The sequence below is a fragment of the Collinsella sp. WCA1-178-WT-3 (M1) genome (genome assembly GCF_009696325.1).
GTDB lineage: Bacteria > Actinomycetota > Coriobacteriia > Coriobacteriales > Coriobacteriaceae > Collinsella.
Genome location: NZ_VUME01000014.1, coordinates 18,260 through 42,826, shown reverse-complemented (window position 1 = coordinate 42,826; position 24,567 = coordinate 18,260). Strand labels below are relative to the sequence as shown.

General features: G+C 58.1%; 18 protein-coding genes and 3 tRNA genes. 12 read left to right on the top strand and 9 right to left on the bottom strand.

From position 1 onward, the window contains the following. A partial coding sequence (locus tag FYJ40_RS08010; protein ID WP_154577088.1) for an N-acetylmuramoyl-L-alanine amidase occupies positions 1-2,425 on the bottom strand: 2,425 nt, incomplete at its 3' end. 213 nt (positions 2,426-2,638) lie between these two features. On the opposite strand from FYJ40_RS08010, the gene FYJ40_RS08005 reads away from it, so the two are divergent. Both FYJ40_RS08005 and FYJ40_RS08000 read left to right on the top strand, forming a co-directional pair. After that, a complete protein-coding gene (locus FYJ40_RS08005) occupies positions 2,639-3,739 on the top strand; it encodes a glycosyltransferase (protein ID WP_154518310.1) in 1,101 nt (366 codons plus the stop codon). A gap of 4 nt (positions 3,740-3,743) precedes the next feature. Beyond that, entirely contained in the window at positions 3,744-4,889 is a 1,146-nt protein-coding gene (locus FYJ40_RS08000) for an acyltransferase (protein ID WP_154518307.1), read from the top strand. On the opposite strand, the gene FYJ40_RS07995 is transcribed toward FYJ40_RS08000, so the two are convergent. Then, positions 4,886-6,256, bottom strand: coding sequence for a hypothetical protein (locus FYJ40_RS07995; protein WP_154518304.1), 1,371 nt, complete (start codon positions 6,254-6,256; stop codon positions 4,886-4,888). The two genes, FYJ40_RS08000 and FYJ40_RS07995, sit on opposite strands and share 4 nt — an antisense overlap. 201 nt (positions 6,257-6,457) lie before the next feature. Between FYJ40_RS07995 and FYJ40_RS07990 the strand changes: the two genes are divergently transcribed. Further along, a complete protein-coding gene (locus FYJ40_RS07990) occupies positions 6,458-7,477 on the top strand; it encodes a glycosyltransferase (RefSeq protein ID WP_154518301.1) in 1,020 nt (339 codons plus the stop codon). Between the two features lie 11 nt (positions 7,478-7,488). Here the strand turns inward: FYJ40_RS07990 and FYJ40_RS07985 are convergent, their stop codons facing one another. The 3 genes from FYJ40_RS07985 to FYJ40_RS07975 form a co-directional block, all read right to left on the bottom strand. Beyond that, positions 7,489-9,285 (bottom strand): AAA family ATPase, encoded by a 1,797-nt coding sequence (locus FYJ40_RS07985; RefSeq protein ID WP_154518298.1) that lies wholly within the window; start codon positions 9,283-9,285, stop codon positions 7,489-7,491. A 201-nt stretch (positions 9,286-9,486) separates the two neighbouring features. Continuing rightward, on the bottom strand, positions 9,487-11,112 hold the full coding sequence (locus FYJ40_RS07980) for a hypothetical protein (RefSeq protein ID WP_154518296.1): 1,626 nt from the start codon (positions 11,110-11,112) through the stop codon (positions 9,487-9,489). A 138-nt stretch (positions 11,113-11,250) separates the two neighbouring features. Beyond that, positions 11,251-11,682, bottom strand: coding sequence for an Rrf2 family transcriptional regulator (locus tag FYJ40_RS07975; protein ID WP_154518293.1), 432 nt, complete (start codon positions 11,680-11,682; stop codon positions 11,251-11,253). A gap of 223 nt (positions 11,683-11,905) precedes the next feature. On the opposite strand from FYJ40_RS07975, the gene sufC reads away from it, so the two are divergent. Genes sufC through sufU form a run of 5 tightly spaced genes read left to right on the top strand, consistent with a single transcriptional unit; the run spans position 11,906 to position 17,259 of the window. Next, on the top strand, positions 11,906-12,706 hold the full coding sequence (sufC, locus tag FYJ40_RS07970; protein WP_154518290.1) for a Fe-S cluster assembly ATPase SufC: 801 nt from the start codon (positions 11,906-11,908) through the stop codon (positions 12,704-12,706). A 12-nt stretch (positions 12,707-12,718) separates the two neighbouring features. Next, on the top strand, positions 12,719-14,131 hold the full coding sequence (sufB, locus tag FYJ40_RS07965; RefSeq protein ID WP_154518287.1) for a Fe-S cluster assembly protein SufB: 1,413 nt from the start codon (positions 12,719-12,721) through the stop codon (positions 14,129-14,131). Further along, positions 14,131-15,510 (top strand): SufD family Fe-S cluster assembly protein, encoded by a 1,380-nt coding sequence (locus FYJ40_RS07960; protein ID WP_229770731.1) that lies wholly within the window; start codon positions 14,131-14,133, stop codon positions 15,508-15,510. The genes sufB and FYJ40_RS07960 overlap by 1 nt, the downstream gene beginning before the upstream one ends. Then, entirely contained in the window at positions 15,507-16,832 is a 1,326-nt protein-coding gene (locus tag FYJ40_RS07955) for an aminotransferase class V-fold PLP-dependent enzyme (RefSeq protein ID WP_229770730.1), read from the top strand. The genes FYJ40_RS07960 and FYJ40_RS07955 overlap by 4 nt, the downstream gene beginning before the upstream one ends. Next, on the top strand, positions 16,825-17,259 hold the full coding sequence (sufU, locus tag FYJ40_RS07950; protein ID WP_154518284.1) for a Fe-S cluster assembly sulfur transfer protein SufU: 435 nt from the start codon (positions 16,825-16,827) through the stop codon (positions 17,257-17,259). The genes FYJ40_RS07955 and sufU overlap by 8 nt, the downstream gene beginning before the upstream one ends. A gap of 633 nt (positions 17,260-17,892) precedes the next feature. Here sufU and FYJ40_RS07945 read toward each other — a convergent pair. Next, positions 17,893-18,705, bottom strand: coding sequence for a transposase (locus FYJ40_RS07945; RefSeq protein ID WP_154518281.1), 813 nt, complete (start codon positions 18,703-18,705; stop codon positions 17,893-17,895). Positions 18,706-19,108: 403 nt separating this feature from the next. On the opposite strand from FYJ40_RS07945, the gene FYJ40_RS07940 reads away from it, so the two are divergent. The 4 genes from FYJ40_RS07940 (at position 19,109) to dinD (ending at position 23,906) form a co-directional block, all read left to right on the top strand. Continuing rightward, positions 19,109-19,843: an iron-sulfur cluster assembly scaffold protein gene (locus FYJ40_RS07940; RefSeq protein ID WP_006235554.1), complete on the top strand. Its 735-nt coding sequence runs from the start codon at positions 19,109-19,111 to the stop codon at positions 19,841-19,843. An 18-nt stretch (positions 19,844-19,861) separates the two neighbouring features. Further along, positions 19,862-20,866: a GGGtGRT protein gene (locus FYJ40_RS07935; RefSeq protein WP_154518278.1), complete on the top strand. Its 1,005-nt coding sequence runs from the start codon at positions 19,862-19,864 to the stop codon at positions 20,864-20,866. Between the two features lie 491 nt (positions 20,867-21,357). Then, a complete protein-coding gene (locus FYJ40_RS07930) occupies positions 21,358-22,884 on the top strand; it encodes an FAD-dependent oxidoreductase (RefSeq protein WP_154518275.1) in 1,527 nt (508 codons plus the stop codon). A 161-nt stretch (positions 22,885-23,045) separates the two neighbouring features. Then, entirely contained in the window at positions 23,046-23,906 is an 861-nt protein-coding gene (gene dinD, locus FYJ40_RS07925; RefSeq protein ID WP_154518272.1) for a DNA damage-inducible protein D, read from the top strand. 257 nt (positions 23,907-24,163) lie between these two features. Here the strand turns inward: dinD and FYJ40_RS07920 are convergent. The 3 genes from FYJ40_RS07920 to FYJ40_RS07910 all read right to left on the bottom strand — a co-directional run bounded on the left by FYJ40_RS07920 (position 24,164) and on the right by FYJ40_RS07910 (position 24,457). Then, positions 24,164-24,239: transfer RNA gene (locus FYJ40_RS07920), tRNA-Lys, on the bottom strand. A 43-nt stretch (positions 24,240-24,282) separates the two neighbouring features. Then, positions 24,283-24,358 (bottom strand) — tRNA-Lys (locus tag FYJ40_RS07915). A 22-nt stretch (positions 24,359-24,380) separates the two neighbouring features. Next, a tRNA-His gene (locus tag FYJ40_RS07910) sits at positions 24,381-24,457 on the bottom strand. Between the last annotated feature and the right edge of the window lie 110 nt (positions 24,458-24,567).

Sequence of the window (24,567 nt, the reverse complement as noted above, 5' to 3'; positions counted from 1 at the left end):
CCCAGCCGCGGCTCTCGGAGCCGTAGGTCGCCCACACGGTCGCGCGGTACTCGCCGAACTCGCCGAGGTCGGCGGCCGCCGGCGCCGCGCCCGTCCAGGAGCCGTCGGCCTGGCGGTAGAGCTGGTACCAGCGCTCGGCGCCGGAGGGCGCCACGACCTGCAGGCAGGCGTTGGAGGGGGCGGGCTTGAGGCCGGACGCGGCGGCGGACAGGGAGCCGCCCTCGTCGGAGAGGGACAGGCTCACGTCCGGGCGCGCGACGGAGGCCTTGGCGGTGGCCCAGCCGCGGCTCTCGGAGCCGTAGGTCGCCCACACGGTCGCGCGGTACTCGCCGAACTCGCCGAGGTCGGCGGCCGCCGGCGCCGCGCCCGTCCAGGAGCCGTCGGCCTGGCGGTAGAGCTGGTACCAGCGCTCGGCGCCGGAGGGCGCCACGACCTGCAGGCAGGCGTTGGAGGGGGCGGGCTTGAGGCCGGACGCGGCGGCGGACAGGGAGCCGCCCTCGTCGGAGAGGGACAGGCTCACGTCCGGGCGTTCAAACTCATAATTTGTAGAACCACATGGAAATGCTGAAGCGCCATTAAGCGTGCACCACGGTCGGACGGCCGTCTTGCCAAACAATGAATCTATATCATCAAGGTTAAACTGGCAGCCCCATTCATTTCCAGACTTACTACCCGAGAACCAGTAAGACGTGCCAGAAGGCGAAATGACCTCATAGGACACATAGGCCGGATCAACTGCCCAATTTGATGAAGTTATGTCAACAATGTTTCCGCTAATAGCAGCATTCGTAGAGGCACGATTATCTCCGAACGACTTTGAATCCACTCGAAAGGTCTCGCCATCACAGGTGACATATGCTTCGACTTGGAATACGCCGTATTCTTCATCAAGATCGAAAGATCCAGTCCAGCTATTATTGTGCTGATCGTATCCTTGAACCCAATCGACACGCCCGCTAGAAGACTTGACCATATAGCAGGCGTTAGTCGGATTACCCCCTGAAAACTTTGTAGCCAAATCAATATGCCTGGCATTCTTCTTGACCGTTAAAGAGCCCGAATACCAGCTGGATTTAGGAAACTGCGCAATAATAGCAGCGGCATCAGCCTCGCCAAGACGACGACAGCCGTCATCGGAAAAGTAGTTAGCGACATCGCCGGAATTCGAAATAAAGCCATGCTCAATTAAGATGCCAGGAATCCCCTGCTCGCGGGCGCATCGGATTACCGCAAACTCATCTCCCACTTGCATCTGGAAAACGCCGCGGTACGTAAGACCCATAGCGGCAAGGTTATTCATAACCTTATTGGCAAGCTCAACAGAAACCTGTGTATAGTCTGATCCATTTGCGGTGGGAGCGTAAACCTCAGCACCATGAGCAGCAGAGGAGCCAGAATTAATATGGAAGCTCACGAAAGCCTGCGCGCCCTGATCGATGCAGCGCTGAACGCGATAAAGAAAATCATTACCGGAATAATTGCCGTATTGCTCGCGGGCAAGAACAACCTTAAAACCATATGCCTCAAGCTTATTCTTGCATGCCGTCACAATCTTCCAGTTAAGATCGGCCTCGCTTTTGCCATTGCCCTGTGCACCGGGGTCAGATCCACCGTGACCAGCATCGAGAGCGATTACGCTAACGTTGCGAGCAGAGCGAGCTGCATAAGTAGAGACACCATCCGGAGAATCGGCGCACTCCAACGCCTGCTGAATAGACTGTGCCTCAACAGCATTTCCGTCCCCATCTGCATAATAAACAGATGTGCCCTCGGAGTTCATAGAGCTATCTACGACTGTGAACGAATAATCTCGATCAGAAAGATCGATCTTATGTTCAGTCCCATCTCCCTCTAGATAATACGAAATCGAAGTGAGGAAATAAGTATTAGCTTCGAGTTTTGCGCCAAAGGTAAAGGCGGCAGAATTATCAGCCGTAGCAGACGCGTCAACAGAGCCCTTTACGCCGTTGACACTCACATAGCCAAGCGTAGCAGAGGAAAGAACTTCGCCGTCATTTGGCGTAGCAAAAGCAATGACCTGATCAGCTCCAGAGGGAAGACTTGGGTAGGCCAGGTAAACGTATTGGAAGGTCGACTCGACCGAATCGACCTGTTGATCGGTCTTGACATCGCTTTCAGTTGCGCCCTGGCTCAACGAGTCGATAGCCTCACTATCCCCTTCAACCGGAGATTGGTCGACGGTGGCCTCGCTGCCTTCAACATCGTCACCGCGTGCAGCCACTCCGTCATCGCCTGCAGAAGCCACATTCGTCATAGCTTCAGCGGGCTGTGCCTCGTTCAACCCGTAAGCAGCAACTACAGGACTCATCAATGACGAAAACGTCAGAAGAGCGGTCAAAGAAAAAGAAGTTGCAGCACGTAAAACCTTTTTCATATTGAATCCCCAGTCAAAATGAATATCCATGTTGCAACATTATCCATCAATTATCTCTTCTTTTGAACAATTGTCATAGAAAGGAATCGTGTTGAATCAAGATGGCACGAACGGAGAGTCCCGGCTCGTTTGGTCACCTGCTAAATAAGCAACCCTTACCGTTGCCTTCACCCAAACGCAACTAAAACCGTTGCAAACGCAATTAGGTATAATCCTCTCAAATCGCCTAGAGAAAGTGTTTGAATGCTGACCGTAATCGTGCCTACTTACAATGCCGAGCCGTATCTTTCTCAGGCTATAGGCAGCCTATTAAAGGAAAAGAAAATTGAGCTGGAAATCCTCGCCATCAACGACGGATCCACCGACAACTCGCTCGCCATTATGCAAGATTTCGCTGCGCGCGACTCACGCGTTCGAGTGATCGATAAGGCAAACCAGGGTTACGGCGCAACCTGCAATCTGGGCGTTCGCGAGGCAAAGGGCGACTGGATTGCCATCCTCGAGCCCGATGACTGGATCGAGCCCGGAATGTACTCCGACGTGTTTGCCTTTGCCAAGCGCGAATTTGGCGATCCGAACAAGCTCGATATTATCGAGACCCCATATTGGATCATTCGCAACCCCGATACCCCCCAAGAGGTCAAACTACATTGCGCATATCGCGGTCGCATTAAACCACCTCGACAACCGTTCACCATTCACGACGCTCCACACCTGCTGGCCCACCATCCGTCCATTTGGTCGGCAATCTATCGTCGCAATTTCCTGATGCAAAACAATATCTGGTTTAAGGAAATCCCCGGCGCAGGCTGGGCCGACAATCCATTCCTTGTCGAAACGCTCTGCCAGGCAAAGGCGATCGCTTACTGGCCCAAGCCGTATTACTGCTATCGCGAGGAAACGCCCGAAAAGGCGGCCGCTCTGGCAAAGCGTGACCCCTTGATGCCGTTTAATCGCTGGAATGACATGGTCGATGTTCTTGAGCGGCTCAACGTCACCGACCCTGCCGTTTGGACACCGCAAATCACACGCGGTTTCACCTATATGGGCATCATGATTGAGCACACCGGAATTGAAGGGCACCCCGAAATCGAGCAGGCCATCCACAGGATGTTCGAACGCATGCCGCAAGAACTGGTATTTGCCAATCCTCGCGTTACTCCCGCGGCCAAAAAGCTCTATGCTGAGTATATGGGCATCGCCAATCCAAAAATCAGCTACTGCGCATACGCCAAGGACCTCGTGGGCGAAGGCTTGTATAACGTATGGAACAAGGGCCCCAAGCAGACTCTAAAAATGATCACATCGCACTTTGGTTCATACAACGCACGCGCTGGAAAATAGTCTGATGGGCAGCAAAGCAAGCAGAAATACCTCCATCGAGGCGCTGCGCTTGGTAGCGGTCGCCGGTATCGCGGTGTTCCATACCTTTCAGTGGACCTTCCAAGCCGTCTGCACCAGCCTACCGGAATACGCGCCGCTCGCTGTCTTCCCTTACTCCGGCGCGCTCGGCTTTATCAACCTGCTGGGCTGCTGGGCCAACGAGGTCTTCTTTATGATCTCGGGATACTTCCTTATTCCCTCGGCGGTACGCGCCCTCCAAAACGGTTCATCCGCGCAGGGTCTCACGCTTAAATCGCTTGATCGCCTCAAAAAGATCGTCTTGCCCACGCTCTTTTATTGCACAGCTTGCCTGCTTGTCTCGATGTACGTCTATCCCCTACCCGAAATCTCGCTACACGAGATTGGCTGGCTCACGATGGGCATCGAGTTTATCTGGGTCTACGCCGTCTCCGTATTGCTTGTCCCAGTGATTGCGCTGATACGACAGCGAATCAACAGCATAAGGGCCCCGTTTGTCGTAGCGCTCCTCGTGCTCACAACATTTGGAATCAATTGCTACATCGCGGCGACGACAAACGAAGCGGCCGGTATCGTTTTGTGGCGCAAGCTCATGAGCGCCGTTACCTACCTGGTCGCGTTTATTGCAGCTGGAGAAATGCGGTTTGCCCTCGAATACCACGGAAACGCATCTGGCGCTCAAAAATCCAAGATCGTACTCATCGGACTCGTTGCCGCCACCATCGCACTCGAGCTTCTGCTATCGGCAAATAGCCAGTACGACGCGCTCTGGAAGCTCTCCTACAAGTCCACTTCCGTCATATCCTTTATCTTGGCCACCGCATCCGTTGCCGCCGCAGCGCTCCATCAGCCGCGCCACGAAACCTCAGCCGCAGATAAGACAATCGTGTCTCTCGCCGCAGGAACACTCGCTTTCTACGCCGTACAATCGTTTACCTGCAATGTCTGGCGCCCCATCTTCGACAAGGCAATCTACACCATGGCGACAGGCATCCAAACGGGAGAGCCCCGTCCAGCCGCCGCCATTTTGCTCGGAATCCTTATGAGCCTTTGCCTCGCGCTTGCCCTACTCCTCGTGGATATCGTACGCAGGGCCGTAGTCGAGGCCATCAAGGCCCACATGAACAGCTAGACGTCCTTCTGACTCCTCAGACCACGAAGCGCGCTTACACCTGAAACAAATAAAATCGCGAAGACAATCGCCCAATTCTTGCAGCCAAATACCGGAATATGAACGATCGCATGGTCATGCATAACAACGAAATAACCCAGAACAACAACCAGAGGCAGTGCCATGAGCAGCGACTGGATCAACACCTTTCGACGACGACCGCCTTGCGCGCCGCCCCGTATCGAGCAAACGAGCACGGCAACCCAAATCGCCAATACGGCAGCAAACGAAACAAGACAAACGACGTTCGAGACCATCGCATAACCAGCTGTTGAGCAAATGGCAAACAGCTGCGGGCTCATGTAATAAAACGCCTTCAAAATCTGAGGCCAGTCAGCCTGGGGCAACAGTGACGAAGTCCCATGCGCAGACCAAAGGCCCATCTCGCCCAGAACGTTCGAAAAGACCTCGTCCCAGCCCAGCACAAATGCCGCGACAACCCATTTCATCGCCCAGGTAAACACAAACGAAAGCCCAAACCCAAAGAGCGCCTGCAGCATCGTGACGACGCAACGCTTGGGGCGCACACCCTTGGGGAGCGCAATGAAGGCGAAAAAGCAATGCAGGGCGACAACTGCGGCAGGAATCGTTAAAAAGTCAAGAAACGAAAAAACGGCGCCCGTCGCTATCGACCAAAGGACAAGGCGGCTTGTGAAAACCCGTGCGTTCGGGGCCAAGCCCAAACGAAGGCTCATGCAAGACATCATGATGAGCGCCACGAAGAACGAGATGCACAGCAGCAGATCACCGATAAAATTGAAAAACAGATTGGTCGAGAACAGCAGGATTGTAAGAAACCCCAACGTCAATGGCTTTGAAAATCGCTTCCGTAAGGCAACGTAAGCGCAAGCGGAGCCGGCAATCGCCAGAGCGGCCGCAGGCACCACGACAACGTCGATACCACCAATAAACAGGCAGACATTCGTAAGTAGCTGCCATCCATGCCAATACCGGTAGTACTGCTGATGCGTAATCCCGCCGGCTTTCGTAACGTCATCAATCTCGGCAACAGTCATCGTCTTAAACGGAGAACCTTGGTCCTTTTGCTGTGCGACTTCAATGATAAAGCGATTGTTATCAAAGCAAACAGGACCAGCTGCAACACGGTGGTCGTAGACATACATGTCAGACAACAGGGCAGAGGACTCCGAACCCTGCGCATGTGACTCGACAACGGGCCTCGGCAGGCAATTCGCCGCGGTATTGCTCAGGACAAATGCGACCTGAAAAACCAAAAACAGCAACATGACCTTGACGGGAAGGCTATCGGCAAAGGAAGCTAAACGAGTTTTATTCACAGGGCATCCAAACAGAAAGATCGCGTCCACAGGAATCGGCACCTACGTAATACCACAATGCGCGCTTGAAATCTCGCCACACGTCAACCAGGCTTGTAGCAAACGTTCTTGGTGATTAGCGGAACATTACCCGCGGGCGCCCGCCTACGCTTACAATAGTCGTGTCCCATGGGACACGTTGTTTATTCCGCAGGGCCGATATGCTGCCCACGCGAAAGGATATTCTCGTTCATGACTTCTACCCTCCCCGCTCCCATCGACAAGCTCGCCATCGTCGTCGTCACGTACAAGCGTCAGGAACTCCTGGCCAACCTGTTCGACTCTATGACCGAGCTCACGGCCGCGCCGTGGCGTATCGTGATCGTCGACAACGAGAATTCGTGCGAGACCAAGGCCATGTGTGCCGCATTCAACGAGCGCCTCGCCAACCTGTGGGGCATCGACGCCGATCAGCCCGACGCGCAGGGCGGCACCGACCGCGTCATCTACGCCCCGCAGCTCGAAAACGGCGGCGGTGCGGGCGGCTTCTCCGCCGGCACCAAGTGCGCCTATGACCTGGGCGCCCAGTGGTTTTGGGTGATGGACGACGACGTGCTCGTCATCCCGGAGGGCATCGAGCGCCTGGCCAAGTGGACCGACCGCTACGACGTCATCCAGGGTTCGCGCCTGGACTTTGACGGCGGCGCCTTCTTTTGGCAGTACCAGCTCATCCTTTCGCTTGGTATCCCCAACCCCATCGCTAAGTGGGACCTGGGCCCCGAGGGCTACCGCGCCATGAACCAGCTGTGCTTTGAGGGAGGCCTGTTCTCACGCCGTGTTGTCGACAAGATCGGCCTGCCCGACGCTCGTTTCTTTATCTACGGCGATGACGCCTGCTATGGCTATGTCGCCAGCCAACACTTCCCTGCCGTCGTAGTCGCTGATGTGGTGCTTAAGCGCGCCCGCGCCGTCTCTAACTGGGATATCGCCGGTAAGCGTCAGCTCAATTCCACCAGTGACACCAATCGCTACTACATCATGCGTAACCGCGGCTATTTGGCCCGCTACATGCAGATCTACGGTGATTACCACCCCATTTTGTTCCGCTTGGGCAATGTGGCGACCTTCTGCAAGGAGTTCATCCGCCTTGCCGCCGTCGACAAGTGCTTTAAGACCGGCATTCCGGCGCTGCGCCGTGGCATGAAGGATGCCCGCAAGATCGTACGCGACCCCAACTGGAAGCCCATGCCGCCCATGAAGGAAACCGAGTAAAGCCGGCCCTCCTATAACTTCTGACATGCGACGGCAACTCGTTGTCCATCAAAGCCAAACCCCCAGCGCATGCGGCCCACGGCAGGACGTGGCACGCGAATGTCGTCGAGACCGCTCCGCTCGATATCGAGCAATGCCTGTACCGACAGAAGCTCTAGGCCCAACGCATCGACATCGGGGTCGTACAGCATGCTGACCGAGATCAGCGGGCGGCTATCCAATATGCCAAGTGTATCCACCGCATCAAAGGTATTGGCAGTTGGAAATACTTGGAAACCCCCAAACTCCGAACCGTGCGCTCGTTTTGTAACGGGGTCGGCATACCCAGGCAACCCAAAACAAAGACCCTGCAGTGCCAAACGAAAAGCCAGCAGCAAATCCGACTCGTCTCCATCGACGCCCAAGTCATTAATAATTGCGTCCAAAGCTCGCCTAACTGCACGCTCGTCTCCGCGGCAAAGACCCTCTTGGAAATCGTCGATAGTCTCGGCACTCTCGGCAGCGCACTCGAACCATTCGATAATCACAAGACGCATCGCATACCGGAGCTCGTTATTGGGAAGGCGCAGGGCACGGGGCAGACTGCCGTCCGCCTGGCGATCAGTCGCATCTGTCGTCAGGAGTCCACTCAGATACAAATCGGTCCAAATACCTTCCGCTGTCCCGGCATCAGGCTTCACGGCGTCTATGCACAGCGGCGCCTCAACACAGCCATACGGATTAAGCAAATCAAACATTGCCGCAAGCCATCTTAAATCCCAGGCGCCCACAGTCTCGTTCAGACAATCGGCATAGCAACATGCATCAAAGCGCGTTGGCGGCAGGCAGCCCCGAGCCAAGAACTCAACCACACGAGCCGGGTTCGAACAATAGAACCCGCCAAACCGGTAGCCTTCGAACCATTCACGCGCGCAAGCCAGTCTGTCGCTCTGGCCAGTGTAATCTAGCAGAGCCCTGTTTTCGGCATCCGAAAAACCAAAGCGGCGATCGCACCAGCTCGACAAGGGCGAAGCTAAACAATACGGGCAGTTGCGATGCGCAAATGCCGCCTGTGCGGGGCCGGGTCGCTCCCCCATCAAGCAAACCAGCCGCAAAGAATCGACCGAGGAGACAATGCCCTCAAAGAGCAGGCGGTCAAGCAACTCGACAAAGCACGAGCCATAGGCGCCCTTCGCCTGCATATGATTCGTAAACGCCGCGTCATACCCATCAACCAGCAGCACAACCTGTTCATCACATGCCATACGGAGGAGCTCGATTAACACGCCAAGAGCCGAATCGATTTCATCAGAACCGGCAACACCGCGCGCTACGCGCTCGATATGGCGCACGTCGCTGCGCGCTAAATCGGGAACGTCCAGCAGCGGCAACAGACGAGCGCACTCACGAGCGACGACATCGCGCATGGCGGCCTCGGCATCGGCGCCTCGATAGGAGGAAGTAGAAAAATCCAAAGCAATGATCGGGTAGCGTGCATACTCATCACGATAGATGCCATCTTCTGCGTCCCATATTTGGCTACCGATGAACAGATTCACGCTCGACGAGCCGGGCACAGGACGCTCCAGATAACATTTGAGCATGGAGAGGTTCATACTCTTGCCAAAACCATGAGGCCGACAACAGAGCGCCACAGTCGATTCGCAATCTAAGATATCGGCAATAAACATGGTCTTATCAACTAAAACACAATGATCGGCGGCGTCGGCAAAATCATGAATATCAATCGGCAGAACAGCATTTCCACCGGGATTGAGCAACTTCACGTCAAAGGTGTTATCAATATCATACATTGCCTGTTCAGACACCGTTTTATCTCCCCTTTTAGAATAACGATGCCATTTTAGCGACCATCTTGATAACAATTTTATTGTTCAACAAATGATTCGGGTAACGGTAGAAATGACTCCATAAGGGGGCATAACAAAACGATTCGCAACAAATAGGGGTCCGGTGCTATCGCATCGGGCCCCTATTCGAATCGCGAAGGCAAAACGCTCGCTGAGAGCCTACTTTTGGGTGTCTTCCTCCGCAGCGTCTTTGTTTTGCTGGTCAAGTTTATGCTTACCGCTCACAATAGACGTAGCGCCCAATGTGGCCAAGCTCGCGCTGGCAAGGCTCGCCATCAAAATCAAGTCACCCGTCTTGGGCATGCTGCCCTTAGAGGACTCAGTCGTCGTGGCTGAAGCAGTCACAACCTTGGTCTTACCCTGGTTCTGGTCGGCGGCATCATCAACCAGGACCTTGGACCCATTGTCGTCCGTGTGCTTGCCATCCTTATCAAGGCGGGAATCCTTCGATTCCGCACCGTCTGATTCCGCGCCTTGGTCGGAATCAGACCCCTTAGACCCCTCGTCCTTCGAATCGCCCTTAGCGTCCTCGGTCTTTTCCGTAGCGCCCTGGTCGGAGCCATCCTTCTCGGAAGACGAGCTGCTGTTGATGCCAACCATCAGCGAGGAGCCAAACATGGAGCCAAGCTGTTCGCTCGCAGAGGGTTTGTCATTCGTCGACGAGTCGCTCGAACCGGCAGTCGATCCACCGGCGGAAGAACCAGACCCTGCCGTAGCATCTGCGGAATTCGAAGGCGAGGCAGACCCCGCGCTGCCGGCCGAAGCGACATCGCCGTTGCCATCGCTTGCTCCGGCATCGTTCGAAGGAGCATCGACGGTATCCTCGTCAGCACCATTGGTATCGGCACTAGACCCAGAGGGAGCAACGGGAGCGGCGGGCGCCGGAGTCACGGGTTCGGGCTCAGGCTCGACCGGCGGCGTCGCCGCGGCCTCGTCCTCGGTAATATAGACCAGGCAATCCTTAAGCTCGTTCTTGTAACGGTTCTTCCAGCCCTCGTGATATTGCGGCTGGCTCGAGTACTTACGGGCAACGTTATTGACCACGCTGCTGGAAAGCGCCGTCACAAACTCGCGGTCCGTCATGCTGTTAGAAAGGTTTGCCCAGCGGAAAAAGTCCTGGCAGCCATAGGTGCCGCACATGTTGGTGATGCTCCACACCATACCCTTGACGCAATCGGCGCGGCCAGAGATATCAATACCAAGCGCGCTCTTGAGCCAGGCCTCGGTCACCGCGTAATAGGAGTTGTATGCATATGAATCTTGCAGCGCCGAGAACTCAGCCGGATCGGCGTTATAGGCGCCCTGGAAGGCCTCCTGTGCAATGCGGCCCAGATCCGTCAGCTGACCGTTCGAATACATGGGGTTGCTTGCGTTGGAGATATCGCCCCCGCGGTCAATTGCAGACTTAAGCATGCCGTACTTGGCAGGATTGTAGTTATAGACCTGCTTCATAAACGGGACGAGCGACCAGCGTCGATCGAACTGGTAATAGCCCAGCGCGTTATAGCCGTCGCCATACGAAAAGCCCTGGTTATAGTTGCCGTGGCTCTCATACTTGGTAAAGTACTTCATCTCGCTGGTCACATTGACAAACGAGACGCCTTGGACCGACCTCAGCACGCCCGAGAAAGACTGCTGGGTATAAAGGCCCTTATCGATATCGGTGGCATCCGAGGCAACGCCCGGCGTGGGCTCATCCGCAGCAGCGGGCGCGGGCGCGGCAACGGCGCCAAACGAAAGAGCCAGCGTCAATCCGGCAACAATCGCAGAATGCTTGGGCTGCATAAGATCCTCCTTGCATTGGTGTAGTTAAAGTGCAGTTTGCAAAGATAGATTTAAGTATCGCAGCAAGACCGATGTCGTACAACAGCAACTCGACAAACGATAACGCCCTCCGCGAAATCTTAAGGAATTGCGCTCGAGTTACAGCTTGATATCGAAGTTAATCTCGGGCACGGCCGCCAGGTCGGCCAACGTCACGCCGTCGACGTACTTTTCAATCACGTCGTCCAGACCGCGCCAGAACTTCACAGTAGAGCACAGATCGCTGCGAGTGCAGTTGTTATCGATGCCATCGCATGCGACGGGCGCCGTGCTGCCCTCGACGGCGCGCAGTATATCGCCGGCTCGCACCTCGGCCGGGTCCACGGCCATCATGTAGCCGCCGCCCTTGCCGCGCACACTCTTGAGCAGGCCCGCCTTCATAAGCGGACGGACCAGCTGCTCCAAATACTTTTGCGAAATATGCTCGCGGTCGGCAATCTCGCGCAGGGCGATTTTGCCCTCGGCGTCACCGAGCGCCGCGATATAAATCATCAAACGGAGGGCATAGCGGCCCTTAGAAGAAATGAGCATACCTACCCTCCCGGTGCGCTTGAGACAAAATTATCAGCAGAGTTTGCCCCAGATGCCAAGCGTGTGGGACAGACGATCCCGATTATTATGTCCCACATCTGAAAAGTCGAGTGGATTAGTCGGGTTTTCCCTTGACTAACGCCGAACCCATAGTAACTTTATTCCGAGAAGATTCCTAGGGTTTAGTACACCCATGAGTACACCATAAACAGAGAGGGACAGCATGAGCGCAAATCCGCTGCTTTCCATCGAAGGTCTGACCGCCTCCGTGGACGAGAAGACCATCCTCCACAACGTCAACCTCAACGTCGCCGCCGGCGAGACCCATGTGCTGATGGGGCCCAACGGCGCCGGCAAGTCCACCCTCGGCCACCTGGTCATGGGCGACCCCGTCTACACCGTGCAGAACGGCCGCATCGCCTTTGACGGCCAGGACATCACCGAGCTCACCACCGACAAGCGTTCGCGCGCCGGCCTGTTCCTGAGCTTCCAGGCTCCGGTCGAGATCCCGGGCGTGCCGCTGTCGAGCTTTTTGCGCGCCAGCATCGCCGGCCGCCCCGGCCTGGAGATGAAGGGCAAGGAATTCCGCCGTCGCGTCAAGGAGCTCGCGGCCGAGCTCAACATGGATACCGCCTACCTCAACCGCGAGCTGGGCGTGGGCTTCTCGGGCGGCGAGAAAAAGAAGGTCGAGATGCTCCAGCTTCTGCTGCTGCAGCCCAAACTCGCCATCCTGGACGAGACCGACTCCGGCCTGGACGTCGACGCCCTGTCCACCGTCAGCCACGGCATGGACGCCTACCGCAAGAGCTGTAACGGTTCCATGCTCATCATCACGCACAACACGCGCATCCTGGAGCACCTGGATGTCGATCGCGTCCACGTTATGGTCAAGGGCCACATCGTGCGCGAGGACGACGCCTCGCTGATCCCCTGGATCGACAAGAACGGCTTTGAGACCTTCGAGCGCGAGGCCGCCGAGCAGCGCGCCCAGGCCGAGGCCGTCGCTGCCGAGCAGCAGGCGTAAAGGGGCGACGCAATGACCAAGAACCGCACCGAGGTCGCGGACATCGACCGCAGCCTCTACGACTTCACCTATGGCGAGGAGGGATTCGAGCGCCTCGACGCCGGCATCACGCCCGACATCGTGCGCGAGATCAGCGCCAAAAAGGACGAGCCACAGTGGATGCTCGACCTGCGCTTAAAGTCCCTCGAGATCTTCAATCGATTTCCCGACCCAACGTGGGGTCCCTCCATCGAGGGTCTGGACATGGACAACATCGTCACCTACGTCAAGCCCAACACCGACCAAAAGCACGACTGGGAGTCGGTGCCCGACGACATCAAGAACACCTTTGAGCGCCTGGGCATCCCCGAGGCCGAGCGCAGCTACCTGGCGGGCGTCGGCGCGCAGTACGACTCCGAGCTCGTCTACCACAACATGCAGGACACGGCGTCCAAGATGGGCATCGTCTACTCCGGCATCGAGGAGGCCCTGCACGACCCGCGGTGGGAGCCGCTCATCCACGAGAAGTTTATGACGCTCATCCCGCCCACCGACCACAAGTTTGCGGCCCTGCACGGCGCCGTATGGTCGGGCGGCTCGTTTGTCTACGTGCCCAAGGGCACCAAGCTCGATTTTCCGCTGCAGAGCTACTTCCGCCTCAACGCCAAGGGCGCCGGCCAGTTTGAGCACACGCTCATCATCGTCGAGGACGATGCCGACCTGCACTTTATCGAGGGCTGCTCCGCGCCCAAGTACAACGTGGCCAACCTCCACGCCGGCGCTGTGGAGCTCTTTGTGGGCAAGCGTGCGCACCTGCGCTACTCGACCATCGAGAACTGGTCCAAGAACATGTACAACCTCAACACCAAGCGTGCGCGCGTGGACGAGGACGGCGACATCGAGTGGATCAGCGGCTCCTTCGGCAGCCACGTGGGCTACCTCTACCCCATGAGTGTGCTCAACGGCCGCCGCGCTCGCTCGAGCTTTACCGGCATCACCTTTGCCGGCGCCGGCCAGAACCTCGATACCGGCTGCAAGGTCGTGCTCAACGCGCCCGACACCTCGGCAACCGTCGAGACCAAGGGCATCTCCAAGAGCGGTGGCATCCAGACCTTCCGCAGCTCCATCGTGGCCACGCCCAAGGCCGAGGGCTCCAAGGCAACCGTGAGCTGCCAGTCGCTGATGCTCGACGACCAAAGCCGCTCCGATACCATCCCCGCCATGGACATCCGCGCCAAAAACGTCGACATCGGCCACGAGGCCACCATCGGCCGCATCGGCGACGACAAGGTGTTCTATCTGATGAGCCGCGGCATCTCGGAGGAAGAGGCCCGCACCATGATCGTCAACGGCTTTGCCAACCCGGTCTCCAAGGAGCTGCCGCTTGAGTACGCCGTCGAGATGAACAACCTGATCAAGCTCGAGATGGAAGGAGCGATCGGATAATGAAACAGACCACGAACACGCCGAACGCATTTACGTCATCCGAGCTTCTGCAGTGCGACGTATCGGGAGCGACGAGCCCGACGACGCGTACTAAAGGTACGCGAGGAGGGTCGGAGCCCCGAGACGGCGTGCTGCAGGAGATCGGGGGCGTCAACGCGATGCCGGCCGCCACATGGGGTTGGCTCAAGATGAACCAGACCAAGCTTGAGCTTTCGGACGAACTTGCTGCCGCTCCCGCCGAGGCCGTTGAGGTCGAGGGTCTGGACGAGCAGATCCATGGCGCGGCCGACGCCTTCGACGCCGCCATGGAGGCCATGGCCGAGCGCTTCCCCGAGCGCCGCGCCTCTGCCCCCGGCGACGCCGCCGACCGCGCCCGCATCACACCCGAGACCGAGCTCGACGTGCCTGCCACTTCCGTCTACCAGGCCGGCGCTATCAAGCTCGAGGAGGAGCTCTCCCCCGCCGAGGCCTTCGAGACCGGCATGGGCGAGGCCGCCTACACCTATCTGGCCGACCACGCCACCAAGCGCATCGTCATCGATGTGCCCGCCTACGGCCGTGCCACGGTCACCGTGCGCGTGAGCGGCGTCGACACTGCCGCGGCCATCGCCGCCATCGACGTCGTTGTCCGTCCGCAGGCAACGCTCGACCTGCAGATCGCCCTGGACTCCCCCGTTGCCGGCGAAGGCGTCGTGGGCTCCGTGCTGCGGGTGTGCGCCCACGAGTACGCCACCGTCAACGTTGCCTGTACGCAGACGCTCGACGACAGCTGGATCGCACTCGACGACACCGGTCTGTTCCTGGACGAGGGCGCGCGCGTCAACGTGCAGCACACCGTACTGGGTGCCGGCGCCAGCGCCACCGGCCTTGCCGGCGACCTGCTGGGCGACACCGCCAAGGTGACGATCGATACCGATTACCTGGGTGCCCGCCAGCAGGTGCGCGACTTTAACTACGAGCTTCGTCACCGCGGCCGCAAGACCGAGTGCGAAATCGATGCCAACGGCGTTCTGACCGGCACGTCCAAGAAGGTCTACCGCGGCACCATCGATCTCGTGCACGGCTGCAAGGGTGCCGTCGGCACCGAGCGCGAGACGGTGCTCTTGGCCAACAAGGGCGTCGACAACAAGACCGTTCCCGTCATCCTCTGCGACGAGGACGACGTCGCCGGCAACCACGGCGCCACCATCGGCCACGTCCGCGACGAGCAGCTGTTCTACCTCGCCTGCCGCGGTCTTGACCAAAACGCCGCCGAGGACCTGTTCATCCGCGCCAAGCTGGAGGACGCCGCACTTTCCGCCGCCGACGAGCGCATCCGCGCCGCCGTCGTCCGCTTGGGCAACAACCTGATCGATAACTTTGAGGAGGAGCTCGCATGATCGACACCGAGCACGTTAAATGCGATACCTGTACTGCCCCCGAGCCCATGGAGTTCGACGCCAGCGATGAGGCCTCGCGCGGCTGGCCTACCGTCGACATCGAGACCAATCCCTACAAGGCGCAGTTCCCGCTGTTCCAGCAGCACCCCGAGATCGCCTTCCTCGATAGCGCCGCCACCGCGCAGCGCCCCGCCTGCGTGCTCGACGCCGAGCGTGACTTCTACCAGCGTATGAACGCCAACCCCCTGCGCGGCCTGTACTCGCTGTCCGTCGAGGCCACCGAGGCCATCGCGAAGGTGCGCCAGCAGATCGCCGACCTCATCGGCGCCTCCCAGGCTAATGAGATCGTCTTCACCCGCAACACGAGCGAGTCGCTCAACCTGGTCGCCAAGAGCTTTGCGCCCACGGTGCTCGAACCCGGCGACGAGGTCGTCATCACCATCATGGAGCACCACTCCAACCTGATTCCGTGGCAGCAGGTCTGCCGCGAGACCGGCGCCAAGCTCGTCTACCTCTACCCCACCAAGACCGGTCAGCTCACGACCGAGGAAGTGCTTGCCAAGGTTGGCCCCAAGACCAAGATTCTGGCCGTGGGTCAGATCTCTAACGTGCTGGGCGTCGAGAACCCGGTCAAGAATCTCGGCAAGCTCGTGCACAAGTACGGCGGCTATCTGGTCGTCGACGGCGCGCAGTCGCTGCCGCACATGCCGGTCGATGTGGCCGATCTGGGAGCCGACTTCTTTGCCTTTAGCGCGCACAAGGCCATGGGCCCCATGGGCATCGGCGTGCTGTGGGGCAAGATGGATCTGCTCAACGCCATGCCGCCCATGCTTACCGGTGGCGAGATGATCGATTCGGTCACCGAGCAGGACGCCGCCTGGGCGCCCGTCCCCGAGAAGTTCGAGGCCGGCACGCAGGACGCCGCCGGTATCTTCGCCACGGGCGCGGCGCTTGATTACCTGGTCAACACGGTGGGCTACGAAAACATCCAGGCCCGTGAGCAGGCACTCGTCCACTACCTGATGGGCGAGCTCATGCAGCTCGACTTTGTCCAGATCATCGGCTCCATCTATTGGGACAACCACCACGGGGTCGTGAGCTTTAACGTCAAGGGCATCCACCCTCACGACGTCGCGAGCATCATGGACATGGACGGCGTCTGCATCCGTGCCGGCCACCACTGCGCGCAGCCGCTGCTCACCTGGCTGGGCGTCGAGAACCTTGCCTGCTGCCGCGCCAGCGTGGCCTTCTACAACGACAAGGCCGATATCGATAAGTTCATCGCCGGCCTGTATCACGTTTGGAGCACGTTCAATGGGTAATCTGTACACCTCCACCACGTTTATGGAGCACAACTCCCACCCCGACTACAAGTACGAGATGGATGCCCCCACGCACGAGCACGACGGCATCAACCCCAGCTGCGGCGATGAACTCACCCTGCAGCTGCGTGTCGAGAACGATGTAATCGAGGAGGCCTCGTTTACCGGGCACGGCTGCGCCATCAGCCAGGCCAGCGCCGACATCATGGCCGACCTCATCACGGGCGAAACGGTCGAGGAGGCTCGTCGTCTGGCAGGGCTTTTCCTCGCCATGATCCGTGGCGAGGAGCTCTCCGAGGAAGACTTGGAAGACCTAGACGAGGCCGCTCAGCTCCAGGACATCTCACACATGCCCGCCCGCGTCAAATGCGCCGAGCTCGCCTGGCGCACCCTCGACGGCATGCTCAAGGGTCAGGCTAACCAGTAACGGATGCCCCGAATCCAAGGTTTTTGATTGCCGAGCCGCCCGATACGGGCGGCTCGGCTTTTTCATAACGAGCGCACGCGCAGCCACGCTTCCGGCGCCCAATCTGTCATTTATCGCACGGCCAACCGCAAGCACAAGCGTTTTTCACAGTACCAAAGGCTTGCCACAGGGCCACGGGGCACGCCGAGCAAAGCGCCAGGCACCGTCCTACTAGGCTCCGGCTCGCCTCCTGCCTGCCGCAGACGGGTCCCATAGGGTGCGGCGTGCATTTTTGCGAGTTTTCAGCACGCCAAGCTATGTGCATACAAATCACGAGCATAAATTAGCGCCTTCGGGCGCGTATATATTGCGTTTTAGAACAGGCATTACGGTCTACGGGGACGCAAACGCGTGCTTCGGGGCGTATCGGCAGACAAATAATTGTCTCGGGGCCCGCAAGTTGCAACGTTATAGTAGTTCCGACAGCACTACGATGCTGAAAACTCCGCTTTTTGCACGGCGTGGACGGGGGTAGGCACGGGCAAAACCGGACTGAGCTATTGTTTTATGCAAGACGGCAATCATTCTATGCATATTTAGAAGTGTAGTTAACGTCCAAGCATTTAGAATGATGGTCCCAGTGGGCAGACAGCCCTATCCCAGGCTGTCATCAGTCCGCACCGCCGTTCGAGCACGGGCGCGCACAATACGAGAAGCGGTACTTTTGCTTATCCCCGTATACCGCTCAATCTGGCGCACCGTAAAACCAGCATCGTGCAAGCCAAGAATAACGATATTGCGCTGCGCCGGCGGCGCCGCTTTAACCCTCTGGAGCGCAACCCCGCATCCCTTCGCCAACTCATCGGCAAAGGCGCGCCGCTCCAACTCCATCTCTACCAAATCGCGCATCGCCGGATCGCCGCCGTCGGGCGTCGAAAGCGAATAGGCAATAAAGGCTTTGGCAGAACCAAAAAGCTCAAGCACGCAAGAAGGATCGGAAAATACCCTCGTAGCATCTGCCTCGTCACCGTCGTAAACGCGCAGATGTTCCGCAAAGCTGCTCCAGGGATACCGCTCAGTTAGGTTGATGCCCGCATCCTGCGGATTGGCGTGAACGGAGCGAACAGCCTCCATCACCTGCCGATCGGTATCGAGCGAGCGGCGCTCAAAACGTTCCCGGAACAGGCAGCCCGAACGCCCGGTACGCCTATTGAACCGACGAGCATACGTCAACAGCAACCGTTGCATGGCTGCACTCATATTGTCCTCATAATCCAGAAGTACCAGATCCACATGGTCGCCCATGAGGCACCACGCCACAATCGTTACCTGGGCATCGCGGCAGCAGTCGCGCATCAGCTCCAAAAACTCCCACCGGTCCTCGTCGCTCTCAAAGATCAGCTGACTGCCCATACCGCGGGCACAGACATGGTAAAAACCGGTGATCGTTTTCCAAACACGCTGCATGGCGCTCCCTTCGCCGGGACCTGCTTACCATCCAATACATCACGATTGAAACGTGCCATCAAAACATTCACGCAAAATGGCACCCGTCGACGGTAAAAGGCGGCAAACCAACGGCGAAAGGCATCATAACCACAGGCTAGACACCGCAACATGGGCAAGAACTAACCAATAACTTGACCAGAACTGACCCCCTATAACGTATCGCATAACCGCAACCAAGCTTGTTAAATCGTTTCAATTGAAAGTTCCGCGCTTCTCGTTACGAAAACTGCGCCGTTCGCCGAATATTCCGTGCATTTCGCGGTATTATAGGGGCTGCATGTCATGTCCCTTTCGAAGGGTCGCCCGGCAATCACCAGCCACGACCTCCAGACGGGACGCCAACACGATAGAGAGGAGAGGCATGCAGTACTCACAGGAAGTGGAGAACATGTGCCCCGTTGCCAAGGGTGCATACCACGGCCCCGCACCCATCCCCGAGGAGGGCAAGTGGGTCCAGGCTAAGGAGATTTCCGACATCTCCGGTCTTACGCACGGTGTGGGTTGGTGCGCACCTCAGCAGGGCGCCTGCAAGCTCACGCTGAACGTCAAGGACGGCATCATCGAGGAGGCCCTCGTTGAGACCATCGGCTGCTCGGGCATGACCCACTCTGCTGCCATGGCTTCCGAGATCCTTCCCGGCAAGACCATCCTCGAGGCCCTCAACACCGACCTCGTCTGCGACGCCATCAACGTTGCTATGCGCGAGATCTTCCTGCAGATCGTTTACGGCCGCAGCCAGACCGCGTTCTCCGAGGGCGGCCTGCCCGTGGGCGCCTCCCTCGACGACCTCGGCAAGGGCCTTCGCTCTCAGGTCGGCACCATGTTCGGCACCAAGGCCAAGGGCGCTCGTTACCTCGAGCTCGCTCAGGGCTACGTCACCCGCATGGCTCTCAACGACAAGAACGAGATCATCGCGTTCGAGTTCCTGAACCTCGGTAAGTTCACCGACGCCGTCAAGGCCGGCAAGACCCCCGAGGAGGCCATCGCTGGCGCCATGGGCCACTATGGTCAGTGGGAGAACGCTGCCAAGTACATCGACCCGCGCACCGACGAGGAGACTCACTCCGTCGCCAGCGTGTTCCCGGTTCACGAGTAGAAAGGGAGGGAAATAACTATGACTGTTACGTTCGAAGGTTACGAGCGCCGCGCTGACAAGATCAACAAGTGCCTGGCCGACAACGGCATCGCCTCCCTCGAGGAAGCTCTGCAGATCTGCACCGACAAGGGCTTCAACCCGCGTGAGATCGTCAACAACACCCAGTCCATCGCCTTCCAGAACGCCGAGTGGGCCTACACCCTCGGCTGCGCTCTCGCTGTCAAGCGTGGCGCCAAGAACGCTTCTGAGGCTGCCGCCATCATCGGCGAGGGCATCCAGGCCTTCACCGTTCCCGGCTCCGTCGCCGAGGACCGCAAGGTCGGTCTGGGCCACGGCAACCTGGGCGCTATGCTGCTCTCCGACGACACCGAGTGCTTCGCCTTCCTGGCCGGCCACGAGTCCTTCGCTGCCGCTGAGGGCGCTATCGGCCTGGCTCTGAACGCCAACAAGGCTCGTAAGAAGCCGCTGCGCGTTATCCTCAACGGTCTGGGCAAGGACGCCGCCCAGATCATCGCCCGCATCAACGGCTTCACCTATGTGAAGACCCAGTTCGACTACTACACGGGCGAGCTCAAGGTCGTCGAGACCATCCCCTACTCCGATGGTCCCCGTGCTGCCGTTAACTGCTACGGCTCCGACGACGTCCGCGAGGGCGTTGCCATCATGTGGCACGAGAACGTCGACATCTCGATCACCGGTAACTCCACCAACCCCACGCGCTTCCAGCACCCCGTCGCTGGCACCTACAAGAAGGAGCGCATCGAGGCTGGCAAGAAGTACTTCTCCGTCGCTTCTGGTGGCGGCACTGGCCGTACCCTGCACCCGGACAACATGGGCGCCGGCCCTGCCTCTTACGGCATGACCGACACCATGGGCCGTATGCACTCCGACGCCCAGTTCGCCGGTTCTTCCTCCGTGCCTGCGCACGTCGACATGATGGGTCTCATCGGCATGGGCAACAACCCCATGGTCGGTGCCACCGTCGCCTGCGCTGTCGCCGTCGAGGAGGCCCTCAAGGCCTAATCGCGCCCGCGCGATGCTCATATAGTTGAGCTTCGGAGCCGCTATCCACCCGGGTAGCGGCTCTTTTTTATTCCAAAACAGCCAATCGCTTTGGATTGCTCCACGAAAACGGCCCATCTACTACGTTTAACCCGCGCAGGTCGACCATAGCTGGGTTTTTTGAAAATCAATAAGCCGTCTACCTGCGGTTTTAATTTTGTAATTCTCGGTATGGTTGGGGGTGACCGCTCAAACGTAGTAGATAGGCCCATTTCGTGGCGAGCGGATCGACCCGAGGCGCAGGACAGCTCGTAAAGCCCCGTCTCAAATTGACTACTCCAAAATAAATGTCCGATATATCAGTTGCAGCGAAATATGAGATGCCCGAAGACGAAGCCAGCGAATGCGTATGACGTCCACCTGCCATATTCGCCCTTTACCGAATAGCGCGGCCTTTGCATCGCATTAGTCGATCACCCATGCGAAAATGCGCCGGACGAGAAAGGAATCCGATGGAATCGACTGATGTACTGGTAATAGGATCTGGCATTGCGGGCCTTTGTGCCGCCATAGAAGCGGCACGCGCGGGCGCAACCGTTGCCGTCGCAAGCGCCGGCAAGACCATGAGCGGATCGAGCTTCTTCCCGGGCACCTGGGGCCTTGGCCTTATTGGCCCCATCGACGAAGACGACGAACAGGATCTCATCGACACCATCCAAGCCGTCGGCGGCGGTGTCGCCGACCCTACGCTCGTCCAGACGTTCGTCCACGGCATTCCCCAGGCCATCCAATGGCTCGAGCAGAATCTAGGTGTTGAGCTCCAGCGTCCGCAAAGCGCCGAGAGCGCCCAGCAAAAGCAATTTATCCCCTGCTTTGACCATAAGACACGCAATTGGCGCGGCCTTACCCGCAAGCCCCTTGAGGACGCGTGTGCGGCCCAGATCGAGTCTCTCGGCATTCGCCTGTTCCCCCGCCACGAGCTTATCGACCTTGTTGAGGACACAACCGGGAAGATTATCGGCGCCGTACTCTACGACCGCACAAACGAGCATCTCGTGCCTATGGCAGCCAAGGCCACCATCATCGCTGCGGGCGGCACGGGTGGCCTGTTCGAGCGAAGCCTCACTTCCGCCGACGTGCTCAGCTCCTCGCAGGCCATCGCGCTGGCACACGGCGCAACGCTCACTAATATAGAGTTCATGCAGATGATGCCGGGCTTCATCGAGCCCAAGCGCAACCTTGTCTTTAACGAGAAGACCTGGCGCTACGTACATGTAGACCAGCCGGTCGATATCGCCGACGACAAGCTGGACGATCTGCTTGAGCAACGCTCCGGATATGGTCCCTTCACCTCGCGCTTGGCCTCCCGCGCCATCGATCTTGCCATCGATCAAGCGGGTACCGAAGGTCTGGCGCTCCACTACGATTTCCCCCGCGAGGACGTCCCCGAGTTTGTGCAGACCTTTGCCACCTGGCTACAAGACGAGCACGGCATCGCGCCGACCGACGAGATGCGTGTGGCGATGTATGCCCACGCCGCCAATGGCGGCATCAAAATCGACAAGACCGCATACACGGGCGTTGAGGGCCTCTATGCCTGCGGCGAGGCGACAGGCGGCATGCACGGGGCCGATCGCATTGGTGGCCTGTCAAGCGCCAACGGCATCGTGTTTGGGCGCATCGCGGGCGCCTCGGCAGCCCAAGCAGCACAGAATGCACCTGAGATGGCCCCAAAGGCGGATGTCGCCCTCCCCCAGCATGGCATTGCCACAACAGACGCCGAGCGCCTGACCCGCGGCCTTAAGCACACGATGAGTACCTATTGCATGATCAACCGCACCGAAGGGGGCCTATCCAAGGCACTACACGAGCTTGAGGGCTTGAAGACGGAGGCAACGACCTTGAGCACACAGAAAGCTCAGGACAGCGAAATCGCAGCCCTCGCCCGCCTGCAATCGCAGATTCAACTAGCACAGGAAATGGTCAAAGCCATGCGCAAACGGACCGTAAGCCTCGGATCGCACTATCGAGCGGACTAAACTGGACACCCATCTAAAGCAGAACACAACTAATCGACATCTATGGGCCCCGTGAGCTCGAGGTGGCACGGGGTCCATTCGTGTCCGCACGGCAGCGTATCCTTATTCTGAATACAGAGCAGGCAAAGCCCGCACAGTCAATAGACCAGCGGGGAGGAGATATGGACAGTCGTGATATCGAGAAGTGGCGTGTCAAACTTGATAGCTCCGCCAATGTGGAAGACGGCGTTGAGTATTGGCTCGCACGCGATTTAATGGAACCCCTTGGATACGCCCAATGGCGCAATTTTGAGACTGCAATTAAGAGGGCAATGGCATCGTGCGAAGTCAATGAAATGCCTGTTGCTTCCTATTTTGTTGAAACCAGCAAAATAGTACCTACAGGAATAGGACAAAAAGCAGTCAAAGACTATAAGTTAACGCGCTACGCATGCTATTTAATCGCCCAAAACGGAGACCCAAACAAGCCGGAGATCGCACTCGCACAGGCGTACTTCGCCGTACAGACACGCCGTCAGGAGCTCATAGAGCAGCGCTTCGCAGAGATTCAGCGCTTACAGGCGCGCCACTCTCTAACCGATTCAGAGAAACAGCTCTCGAGTATTGCGTTCAAACGCGGCGTGGACCCCAAAGGATTCGCGATCATCAAGTCGAAGGGCGATGAAGCGTTATTCGGCGGCAGAAGCACGGCGGAAATGAAGCAGCAGCTCGGCGTACCCAAGAGCGCGGCATTGGCGGACAGATTAGCCGATGTCCTCATCAAAGCAAAGGACCTTACGAACTCGATGACGGCCTTCAACGCCGAGGAACACGACCTGTACGGTCTGGACCAGATCAAGCAAGAGCACGTCGAGAACAACACAAGCGTACGTGGCAGCCTCATCGACCGTGGAATTGTCCCCGAGAATCTACCGCCTGCCGAGGATACAAAGAAGCTCGAACGTCGCGTGAAAGCAGACGAGAAAAAACTCAAGGAGGGCACAGACGGATTCACCGACCCCCAGGGCAGGCTCGACTTGTAAAGCGTCTGTGCCCTTTCGGGTTCGACCCATGTATGGTTAACAAAAAAAGCAACCAGCCTAAGCCAGTCGCTTTAACATGCTTTGGTGGGCCGTCAGGGGGTCAGCCTGCTGCGCAGGCGGCCGCTGCGGCGCTTCGCGCCTTGCGCGCTGCGCTGGTAAATGCTCACGCATTTCCTCAGCTCCGCGCCCTTTCGGGTTCGACCCATGTATGGTTAACAAAAAAGCGACCAGCCTAGGCCAGTCGCTTTAACATGCTTTGGTGGGCCGTCAGGGGGTCGAACCCTGGACCTTGGGATTAAGAGTCCCCTGCTCTACCAACTGAGCTAACGACCCAAAGCTAAAGTCCGTAGTGGCGGACTTTAGAGGAGATATCGTGTGGTGGGCCGTCAGGGGGTCGAACCCTGGACCTTGGGATTAAGAGTCCCCTGCTCTACCAACTGAGCTAACGACCCGATATCAACACGAAGCAAGAACTGGGGTGGGTAAAGGGACTCGAACCCTCGACCTACGGGACCACAACCCGTCGCTCTAGCCAACTGAGCTACACCCACCGTGTCCTGTGCGCTTCGCGCTCGACTATTATTGCAAGGAACGCCACGCGACGCAAGCCCCAATTTTCAAGAATTTTGAAAAGAGTTTTTCGGATCCATTTCGAGCAAAT